The organism is Gemmobacter sp., assembly GCF_016792925.1.
Classification (GTDB): Bacteria; Pseudomonadota; Alphaproteobacteria; order Rhodobacterales; family Rhodobacteraceae; genus Gemmobacter.
Genome location: NZ_JAEULU010000304.1, coordinates 1 through 9,298, shown reverse-complemented (window position 1 = coordinate 9,298; position 9,298 = coordinate 1). Strand labels below are relative to the sequence as shown.

At 64.9% G+C, this 9,298-nt stretch carries 9 protein-coding genes and 1 pseudogene; 2 read left to right on the top strand and 8 right to left on the bottom strand.

Going from position 1 to position 9,298, the window contains the following annotated elements:
* The 4 genes from JNN06_RS14765 to JNN06_RS14750 form a co-directional block, all read right to left on the bottom strand.
* Positions 1–1,559 (bottom strand): heavy metal translocating P-type ATPase (locus JNN06_RS14765; protein WP_291240356.1); only part of this gene is annotated, 1,559 nt, incomplete at its 3' end.
* A 3-nt stretch (positions 1,560–1,562) separates the two neighbouring features.
* The gene (locus tag JNN06_RS14760; protein WP_291240355.1) at positions 1,563–2,018 is read right to left on the bottom strand and encodes a FixH family protein; all 456 of its coding nucleotides are present in this window, start codon (positions 2,016–2,018) and stop codon (positions 1,563–1,565) included.
* Between the two features lie 79 nt (positions 2,019–2,097).
* A complete protein-coding gene (gene ccoG / locus JNN06_RS14755) occupies positions 2,098–3,528 on the bottom strand; it encodes a cytochrome c oxidase accessory protein CcoG (RefSeq protein ID WP_291240354.1) in 1,431 nt (476 codons plus the stop codon).
* Between the two features lie 387 nt (positions 3,529–3,915).
* Positions 3,916–4,836: a LysR family transcriptional regulator gene (locus tag JNN06_RS14750; protein ID WP_291240353.1), complete on the bottom strand. Its 921-nt coding sequence runs from the start codon at positions 4,834–4,836 to the stop codon at positions 3,916–3,918.
* A 74-nt stretch (positions 4,837–4,910) separates the two neighbouring features.
* Here JNN06_RS14750 and JNN06_RS14745 point away from each other — a divergent pair, with 74 nt between their 5' ends.
* Positions 4,911–5,045, top strand: coding sequence for a hypothetical protein (locus JNN06_RS14745; protein ID WP_291240352.1), 135 nt, complete (start codon positions 4,911–4,913; stop codon positions 5,043–5,045).
* 368 nt (positions 5,046–5,413) lie between these two features.
* Here JNN06_RS14745 and ccoP read toward each other — a convergent pair whose 3' ends face one another.
* Genes ccoP through ccoN form a run of 4 tightly spaced genes read right to left on the bottom strand, consistent with a single transcriptional unit; the run spans position 5,414 to position 8,859 of the window.
* Positions 5,414–6,304 (bottom strand): cytochrome-c oxidase, cbb3-type subunit III, encoded by an 891-nt coding sequence (gene ccoP, locus JNN06_RS14740; protein WP_291240351.1) that lies wholly within the window; start codon positions 6,302–6,304, stop codon positions 5,414–5,416.
* A 3-nt stretch (positions 6,305–6,307) separates the two neighbouring features.
* Positions 6,308–6,511: a cbb3-type cytochrome c oxidase subunit 3 gene (locus tag JNN06_RS14735; protein WP_291240350.1), complete on the bottom strand. Its 204-nt coding sequence runs from the start codon at positions 6,509–6,511 to the stop codon at positions 6,308–6,310.
* Between the two features lie 10 nt (positions 6,512–6,521).
* Positions 6,522–7,247: a cytochrome-c oxidase, cbb3-type subunit II gene (gene ccoO / locus JNN06_RS14730; protein ID WP_291240349.1), complete on the bottom strand. Its 726-nt coding sequence runs from the start codon at positions 7,245–7,247 to the stop codon at positions 6,522–6,524.
* A gap of 13 nt (positions 7,248–7,260) precedes the next feature.
* Positions 7,261–8,859, bottom strand: a complete 1,599-nt coding sequence (gene ccoN, locus JNN06_RS14725) for a cytochrome-c oxidase, cbb3-type subunit I (protein ID WP_291240348.1) — start codon at positions 8,857–8,859, stop codon at positions 7,261–7,263.
* 211 nt (positions 8,860–9,070) lie between these two features.
* Here ccoN and JNN06_RS14720 point away from each other — a divergent pair.
* Positions 9,071–9,298 (top strand): annotated as a pseudogene (locus JNN06_RS14720) (universal stress protein); the annotation flags it as partial.

Below are 9,298 nucleotides of genomic sequence, written 5' to 3'. Positions count from 1 at the left end.
CCCGGCACCTCGCGCAGCGCGCTCACCGCCGCCGGATGCAAGCCCGCCACCCTTGCGCCCGCCACCAGCGCCAGTGCCAGCGGATGCGACGAGGCCTCGGCCAGCGCCATCGCCACCTCGGCCGCCGCGCGGGGATGCTCGCCCAGATTGGTAACCTCGGGCGCGCCCATGGTCAGCGTGCCGGTCTTGTCAAACACCACGGTATCCACCTCGGCCAGACGTTCCAGCGCGGTGCCATGCTTGATCAAAAGGCCCTTGCGAAACAGCTTGCCGCTGGCCGCCGTCACCACCGCCGGAACGGCCAGGCCAAGCGCGCAGGGGCAGGTGATGATCAGCACCGCCGCCGAGATATTCACCGCATATCGTATGTCGCCCCCTGTCGCCCACATCCAGTAGCCGAAGGCGCTGAAGGACAAGATATGCACCAACGGAGAATAGGCGCGCGAGGCGCGCTCGGCCAGGCTGGTATAGCGGGTGCGCGCCGCCTCGGCCACGGCGACCAGATCGGCCATGCGGTGCAGGCTGCTATCGCGCCCCGCCGCCGTCACCCGCAGGGTCAGCGGCCCGGTCAGGTTCACCTCGCCCGCGCTGACCACCGTCTCCGGCCCGGCCCAGACCGGCAGGCTTTCCCCGGTTAAAAGCGAGCGGTCCACCTCTGACGTGCCCTCGACCACCACGCCATCCACCGGCATGCGACCGCCGGGGCGCACGCGCAGCAGATCGCCCACGGCCAGATCGGTGATCGACACGGTTTCCTCGCCGGCCTCTGTCAACCGCAGCGCGCGCGGCACTTCCAGCGCGGCCAACTCCTCGGCGGCAGAGCGCGCCACCGCGCGGGTGCGGTGATCCAGATAGCGCCCCGCCAGCAGGAAGAAGGCCAGCATCACGGCGGCATCGAAATAGGCGTGATGGCCGGAGTTGAGCGTCTCGAAGACCGAGATCGAGGACGCCAGAATCAGCGCCAGGCTGATCGGAACATCCATGCCCAGACGCCCGGCGCGCAGGCTGGCCCAGGCCGATTTGAAGAAGGGCTGGCCCGCAAAAACCACGGTCGGCAGGGCAATCATCCCGGAAATCCAGTGGAAGAGATCGCGCGTCGCCTCCCCTGCCCCGGACCAGACCGCTACCGATAACAGCATGACATTCATCATGGAAAAGCCCGCGACGCCCAGCCGCATCAGCAGATCGCGGCCCTGCTTGTCGGTCTCGGTGGCCGACAGCAGCCCGGCATCCAGCTCATGCGCCTCATAACCCACGCCGTGCAGCGCGGCGATCAGGGGGGCGGCCTCCAACTGCGGGTCGGCGGCGACCGAGACACGGCGCATGGTCAGGTTGACCCGTGCCGATTGCACGCCCGGCACCGCCGCCAGCGCCTGCTCCACGGTGGAGATACAGGCCGCGCAATGTGCCGTGGGGATCGAAAGCATCAGCCGGGCCTCGCCCTGCGCCCGCCGCGCCAGATCCTGCGCAGAGGGCGCCGCCACGCAGGCCGGACAGGCCGAGGCGGTGGCATGTTCAGGCTCGCGGTCGGGCAGCGGCAGGCGTTCGACGAGGCTCATGGCTCAGCCCTTCACATAGAGGTCAAGCCGTTGCTGAAACTGGGTGCCATCTTCGGCCAAGGCCTTGACATGCAACATCCATTTCCCCGGCGCCAGGGTCACGGGCGCGGTATAGGCACCGGCCTCGCGGTGGAAGGCCGGGCGCTGGTCCTCGGCGCTGGAGGTGGTGCGCCCCAACAGAACCTCCAGACCCTGCACCTGCACCGGCAGCCCTTGCGCATCGGTGAAGCGCAGCACCACGCCCTCGCCGGGGCGATAGTCCGGGGCAAGCTGCCAGCCAAGCGCGGCCTGCGCGTCGCGATTGGCCTCGAATTGCTGCGAGGCGACATAGGAATTGGCGACCTCGACCCCCGGAAAGGTGGAGACCGCGCTATAGGCCATATAGAGATTCACCGCGATAATGACCGTGAATGCCCCCGCGGTGACCGCAAAAACCTGACGCCCGGTGATTTCGCCCATGATATGTTTCCCTTGAGTTTCAGGGCCTTGCAGCCCGGGACATGTGGCCGGGCCGATCGGGGCCCGGTCTCATCTTGCCTTATTCCGGCTTGCCGTTGAAGACGGTGTCATGATGCACCCGCGCCTCTTTGCCACCCGGCTGCGGCGTGGCGTCCGAGACCCAAAGCCGCAACTCGGTGCGCTCGCGGCTGGCGGCGCCGCTATCGGGCGCGGCCTCGACATATACCCGGGTGGAGAGCGTGTCATTGGCCGGAACCGTGACCACATTGCCCTCGACGCCCTCCAGACGCAGGGTCAGCCGGTCGGCGGCGGTGAGGGTGATCGCATAATCATGCGCCTCGCCCAGCTTGTTGCGCAGCCGGATATCATAGGTGTTGCGGATGCTGCCATCCGAGAGGGTCACGAAGGTCGGGTTGCGCACCGGGGTGACGTTGATGTCAATGTCAGACCGCAGGAACAACGCAACAATCAGGCCAATGCCAACGCCCGACCACAACACCGTGTAGAGGATGGTGCGCGGGCGGAAGACGTGTTTCCAGACCGATTTCGGCGGCTGGCCCGCGCGTTCGCGGGTTTCATCGGTCAGGGCGATATAGTCGATCAGGCCGCGCGGCTTGCCGATCTTGTCCATCACGTCATTGCAGGCGTCGATGCACAGCCCGCAGGTGATGCAGGCCATCTGCTGCCCGTCGCGAATGTCGATCCCCATCGGGCAGACGTTTACGCAGGCCATGCAGTCGATGCAATCTCCATTGGTTTCAACGGATTGCTTGCCGCGCGGCTCGCCCCGCCAGTCGCGATAGCCGATGGTCAGCGTGTCCTCATCCATCATCGCGGCCTGAATGCGCGGCCAGGGGCAGGCATAGATGCAGACCTGCTCGCGGAAGAAACCGCCAAAGGCGAAGGTGGTCGCGGTGAGAATCAGGATGGTGGTATAGGCGATGGGATGGGCGTTGCCGGTCACCAGATCGTGCAAAAGCGTCGGCGCATCGGTGAAATAGAACACCCAGGCCCCGCCGGTCGCCAGACCGATCAGGAACCAGACTGTCCATTTAATCAAGCGCTTACGGAATTTCTCGGCATCCCATTTCTGGCGGTGCAGCCGGATGCGGGCGTTGCGGTCGCCCTCGATCCAGCGTTCGACGAGAATCATCAGGTCGGTCCAGACGGTTTGCGGGCAGGCATAGCCGCACCAGACCCGCCCGGCGGCGGAGGTGAACAGGAAAAGCCCGAGGCCAGCCATGATGAGAAGGCCCGCAACAAAGTAAAATTCATGCGGCCAGATCTCAATCATGAAGAAGAAGAAGCGGCGGTTGGCCAGATCCAAGAGGATCGCCTGATCGGGCAAGGCCGGGCCACGATCCCAACGAATCCAAGGCATTACATAATAAGCCCACAGCATGAAGGCCATCAGCCACCACTTAAGGGTGCGGAAAGTTCCCTTAACGCGGCGGGGGAAGATCGGTTCGCGCGCGGCGTAAAGCGAGGGTTCGGAATGCTGGCTGGACACGGAAGGGCTCCGGTTGATCGGGCGGCTGGTCTGGCGGCAGATATGCGACAGGGGCGCGGCCCCTGCCTTGACCTGTATCAAAAATCGCATCAGCCATACATCTTCGCCATGCGTCATATCGCGCATTCGGAATATGGCGGCGCAACGCGATTTTTCGTCGAAAAATCGGGGGCTTGCGGAGGGGGTGTGCCAGAAAAAGCACGGCACCGCGGCCCCCAGGAAACGCGCGAACAGGATGGGGCTGCGGTGCCGGTGTCCTGCATTTCGGCGCGGACGCCCTGTGATCGCATGGTGGCGGGCGCCGCGCCTTGACTTGAATCAAACCGGCCTGCGGAAGTGTAACGGCCCCTACAGTTTGGCCGCGAAAAACCGCGAAACGGTAACGGCCTATACGCTTTCGCCCGGCTGGGCGGCCTGCCGCATCACCCATTGGCAAAAGGCCCGCAAAGAGGCCCGCTGCGGGCCAGGGCGCGTGACCAGAAAATAACCCTCGCGCCCGGCATCCTCGAACAGGAGGCGCAGCCGCCCGGCGGCGAGATCGGCGGCCACGAAGGCCTCGGCGATCACGGCGACGCCCTGCCCGTTGCGCGCGGCATCCAGCATCAGGTTGCCGGGCAGTGTGATCAGGGCGGCGCCGACGCGGCGGCGCATGCCATAGGTGTCGAAGAATTGCGAGGCCTCGTGGGTGCCCAGCTCTTGCAGCCAGGGCAGGCCCGCCAGGTGATCGAGGTCGAGCGGCGCATCCGGCGCCGCACCGGGCGGCACCAGCGAGGGCGCGGCCACCACCACGACCGAGGAGCGCAGGATCAGCCGCGCCTCCAGCCCCGGCCAGTGGCCATTGCCATAGCGCAGCGCCACATCGGCCTCGGCGCCGATCTCGCGGTTTTCGGGGGCGGGGTCGATGACCAGATCGACCGCCGGGTGCCGGGCGCGGAAATCGGCGAGGCGCGGCATGAGCCAGCCGGCGGCGAAGCTGGGGGTGGTGGTGATGCGCAGCGCGGCGGTCTCATCCGCGCCGGTGAGCGAGGCGAGGGTCTGGCCGATCTGGCCGAAGCCGACCGCCAGCGAGTCGGCCAGCCGTCGCCCGTCGGCGGTGAGGGCAAGGCGGCGGCCGCCGCGTTCGACGAGGGCGAGGCCCAGATGCGCTTCGAGGCTGCGGATCTGCTGGCTGATCGCGGCATGGGTCACGCCGATGCGGGCGCCGGCCTGATCCAGCGTCTCGGCCTCGGCGAAGGCGAGAAAGGCGCGCAGCGCAGAGAGCGGCGGGAAGCCGCGCCAGTCGATCACGAAAGCCTGCCTTACATCCATCAAGAATTTCCGCCATGCAGGATGCCGGTTTTTGGCCTATATTCAAGACATACCCGAGCTGACAGGAGGTTATGATGTTAGGGATTTTTGCAGAGAGCCTGATGATGGCCGTGCGTTTGTCGCCGCCGCTGCGGGGCGAGGATTTCGCGCGGTTGAAGCGCGAGGACGAGGAGTATATCCGGCAGCGCCGCGCGGCTTTGGGGCGGTGACAGCATGACAGGATGCCAAAGCGGAGAGCCCGCGCAATGAAGGCCCCCGGATGATCCGGGGGCCTTTTGCTTTGGGGGGATGGGCTGCGGTGAATTGGCCGAGGCCATCGCCGAGGTCATGCGGTCCCGTTTCCGCGTTCGGGCCGTTGGCCCGAAGCCAACGGCCAGCGCCCGCCCTGCGGGGGGCGGGTGCTTCACACCCGCCGGGCGGGCGCTGGCCTCTGGAGTGGCCGTTGAAAGGGTCCAGTGTCACCGTTTCCGCGCGGGCGGGGAAACGCGGTGCGTTTCCTGATCCGCCCGAGGCCATGGGCAAGAAAAAAGCCCCCGGATGGCTCCGGGGGCTTGCGGTTTTCTCGCGGCAATGGCGCTTACTCGCCGCCGCCCAGACCATGCACATAGACGGAAACGGCGCGGATCTCGTCTTCCGAGAGGCGGCCATTCCAGTTCGGCATCACGCCGAAACGGGCATAGGTCACGCTTTCGGTGATCGTCTCGCGCGTGCCACCGTAAAGCCAGACCGCATCCGACAGCTTGGGCGCGCCTTGCGCCCGGTCGCCCTCACCCGCCGCACCATGGCAGCTGGAGCAGTTGTCGGCAAAGATGGTGGCCCCGGCAGCGGCCAGCGTGGCGTCATGGTCCTGCCCCGAAAGGCTCAGCACATGTTCGACCACCTGCCCGATCTGGGTGGCGTCCAGCAGACCATCGGCGCCGAATTTCGGCATTTCCGAATAGCGGGCATCGGGATCGGTGGTGTTGCGGATGCCATGGGTGATCGTGGTGTGGATCGATTCCATGTCACCGCCCCAGAGCCAGTCGTCATCCAGCAGGTTCGGATAGCCGAGGTTTTGCACCCCTGCCGCACCGGCCCCATGGCACTGGGCGCAGAAGGTCTTGAACACCGCCGCCCCGGAAGATTTGGCATAGGCTTCCAGTTCCGGATTGGTGGCGATGGCGGTCAGATCGGCGGCCACCAGCGCGTCTTTCTTTCCCTGATTGGCGGCATCGAAGCGCTGAATCTCCTCGGCCACAGCCAGACGCGGATCACCCGCCGCCTGGTTCCCCCAGAGGCCTTGCGTCGCGCTGCTGACCAGCGGCCAGGCGGGATAAAAGACCATATAGGCCGCCGCCCAGAAGATCGTCAGATAGAAGGTCCACAGCCACCAGCGCGGCATCGGATTGTCATATTCCTGAATGCCATCCCATTCATGGCCGGTGGTCGGAACCTCACCGGGTTTGGTCTGCACTTGCTTGGCGCACATCGCTTACGCCTCCTTGATATTGCGGCTGGACCCTTCCGCAGCGCCAGCAGGGCGCTTGTCGTTGCGGAAGATCGAGTTGGCGGCCTCATCCTGAAGCTTGCGGCTGCCGGGGCGGAAGGCATAGGCCACCACGCCCAGGAACAGCGCCGTCATCAGGATCAGCATCCAGCTGTCGGCGAACTGGCGGAGGAGGGAATAGGTATCCATCATGCCCCCCTTACCGGTTCGGATCGGGCTGGAAGGTCGAGAAATCAACCATGGTGCCCAGCACTTGCAGATAGGCGATCAGCGCGTCCATCTCGGTCAGGTCGGCCTGACCGTCGAAGTTGCGCACCTGCGCCTTGGGATAGCGGGCCAGAAGCCCCTCGGTATCGGCATTGGGATCGGCCTGCGCCACGAAATCGGCGGCGGCGGCCTCCATCATCTCATCCGAATAGGGCACGCCGACCAGCCGGTTGGCCCGCATCGAATCGCCGATGTAGCGGGCGTCGATGACGTTCCCCATCAGATATTCGTATTTCGGCATGATGGATTCCGGCACCACCGATTGCGGGTTCATCAGGTGATCGACATGCCATTCGTCGGAGTAGCGCCCGCCCACCCGGGCCAGATCCGGCCCGGTGCGCTTGGACCCCCATTGGAACGGATGGTCATACATCGATTCCGCCGCAAGGCTGTAATGGCCATAGCGTTCGACCTCGTCCCGCATCGGGCGGATCATCTGGCTGTGGCAGACATAGCAGCCCTCGCGGATATAGATCTCGCGCCCGGCCAGTTCGAGCGGGCTGTAGGGGCGCACCCCTTCCACCTTCTCGATGGTGTTCTCGAGGTAGAACAGCGGCACGATCTGCACCAGACCGCCAATGGTCACGACCAGAAAGGACAGGACCAGCAGCAGCGTGGCATGGGTTTCGATTGCCTTGTGTTTGTCGAGGAAAGCCATTCGCGTCCCCTCCTCATTCTGCCGGGACGGCCGCGGGGCTGACAGCCTTGGCAGGCTGCGCGCGCACGGTCATCCACAGGTTGTAGCACATGATGATCGCCCCGGAGAGGAACATCAGCCCGCCCACGCCCCGCACGATATTCATCGGGGTTTTCGCGGCCACGGTGTCGGCGAAGGCGTTCACGAGGAAGCCGTTCTGATCGACCTCGCGCCACATCAGGCCCTCCATGATGCCCGAGACCCACATCGAGGCGGCGTAAAGCACGATGCCGATGGTGGCGAGCCAGAAGTGCCAGGACACGAGGCGGAGGCTGTAAAGCCCGTCACGGTTCCACAGGCGCGGCGTGAGGAAGTAAAGCGCGCCAAAGGTGATCATGCCGTTCCAGCCCAGAGCGCCGGAATGGACGTGGCCGATGGTCCAGTCGGTATAGTGCGACAGCGAGTTCACCGCCTTGATCGACATCATCGGGCCTTCAAAGGTCGACATGCCGTAGAAGCCGATGGAGACCACCATCATGCGGATGATCGGATCGGTGCGCAGCTTGTCCCAGGCGCCCGAAAGCGTCATCAGACCGTTGATCATGCCGCCCCAGCTGGGCATCCACAGCATGATCGAGAACACCATGCCCAGCGTTGCCGCCCATTCGGGCAGGGCGGTGTAATGCAGGTGGTGCGGACCGGCCCAGATATACAGGAAGATCAGCGCCCAGAAGTGGATGATCGACAGTTTATAGCTGTAGACCGGGCGCTCGGCCTGTTTGGGCACGAAGTAATACATCATGCCGAGGAAGCCCGCCGTCAGGAAGAAGCCCACGGCATTGTGGCCATACCACCATTGCGTCATCGCATCCTGCACGCCGCCAAAGGCCGAGACCGATTTGGACGAGAAGATCGAGACCGGAACGGCCAGGTTGTTCACCACATGCAGCATGGCCACGGTGATGATCATCGACAGCAGGAACCAGTTGGCCACATAGATATGCGGCTCCTTGCGGTTGATCAGCGTGCCGAGGAACACCGCGAGGAAGGACAGCCAGACCACGACGATCCAGAGGTCGATATACCAGACGGTTTCGGCATATTCCTTGGACTGGGTGCCGCCCAGCACATAGGAGGTCGCCGCCAGCACGATCATCAGCTGCCAGCCCCAGAACACGAACCAGCCCAGATTGCCGCCCCATAGCCGCGTGGCGCAGGTGCGCTGCACGATGTGGAAGGCCGACATGATCAGGGCATTGCCGCCAAAGGCGAAGATCACGGCCGATGTGTGCAGCGGGCGCAGGCGGCCGAAGTTCAGGATGCCCTCGACGCCCGGAATGTTCAGGGCCGGGAAGGCCAGCTGGAAGGCGATGACCACGCCGACCAGAAAGCCCACAACGCCCCAGAAGGCGGTGGCAATGACGCCGGCGCGCACGACATCGTCATTATAGGTGTTGGGGTCAACGGCGACCGGCTCATACATATGCCGCAGCACCACCACGAATGTGATGGCGGCGGCCAGCATGACGACGATCGCGTTCACCATATAGGCCAGGTCATGCGCGTATTGGGCGGCGATGGCGGCGAAGACCGCGATCGCTCCCAGCACGACCAGTTTAACGTAATCCCACATTTTGCGTCCCTTCGTCTTGGCCCGGTCCGGCCCGCATGGCGATGCGAGTCGTCCGCGCCCTTCTTGACCCTCCCGCTTTGGCAGAAGGCGGCTCAAGCAGCTTTGATCCATGTCAACCCAAAGGAGGGGCAGAGTTGATCCGGGTCAATGCGGCACAGTGACATGATGCCTAAGGTTGACACGAGGTCCAACAGCTCTGTGGAGGCATGCCATGTCGTTCAAATCCTTGACCACAATCGTGACATCAGCGGCAGAAGGCGCGAAGGCGGTGGCGGGCGCCGCGCCGCTGGCGCGACTGTTCGACGCGCATCTGGATGTGCTGGCGCTGGGGGTGGACCGCACGCAGGTGGGCTATGCCTATCTGGGCAGCGGCGGCGTGCTGATGCAGGTGGCGCAGGAGCGGGCCGAGGCGGAGGCGCGCGGGGCCGAGGCGGCGGCC

Excerpts from the sequence above, each read along its gene's own strand:
- JNN06_RS14760 (WP_291240355.1), bottom strand. The coding sequence starts at position 2,018 with ATGGGCGAAATCACCGGGCGTCAGGTTTTTGCGGTCACCGCGGGGGCA.
- JNN06_RS14750 (WP_291240353.1), bottom strand. The coding sequence starts at position 4,836 with ATGGATGTAAGGCAGGCTTTCGTGATCGACTGGCGCGGCTTCCCGCCG.
- JNN06_RS14745 (WP_291240352.1), top strand. The coding sequence starts at position 4,911 with ATGTTAGGGATTTTTGCAGAGAGCCTGATGATGGCCGTGCGTTTGTCG.
- ccoP (WP_291240351.1), bottom strand. The coding sequence starts at position 6,304 with ATGTGCGCCAAGCAAGTGCAGACCAAACCCGGTGAGGTTCCGACCACC.
- JNN06_RS14735 (WP_291240350.1), bottom strand. The coding sequence starts at position 6,511 with ATGGATACCTATTCCCTCCTCCGCCAGTTCGCCGACAGCTGGATGCTG.
- ccoO (WP_291240349.1), bottom strand. The coding sequence starts at position 7,247 with ATGGCTTTCCTCGACAAACACAAGGCAATCGAAACCCATGCCACGCTG.
- ccoN (WP_291240348.1), bottom strand. The coding sequence starts at position 8,859 with ATGTGGGATTACGTTAAACTGGTCGTGCTGGGAGCGATCGCGGTCTTC.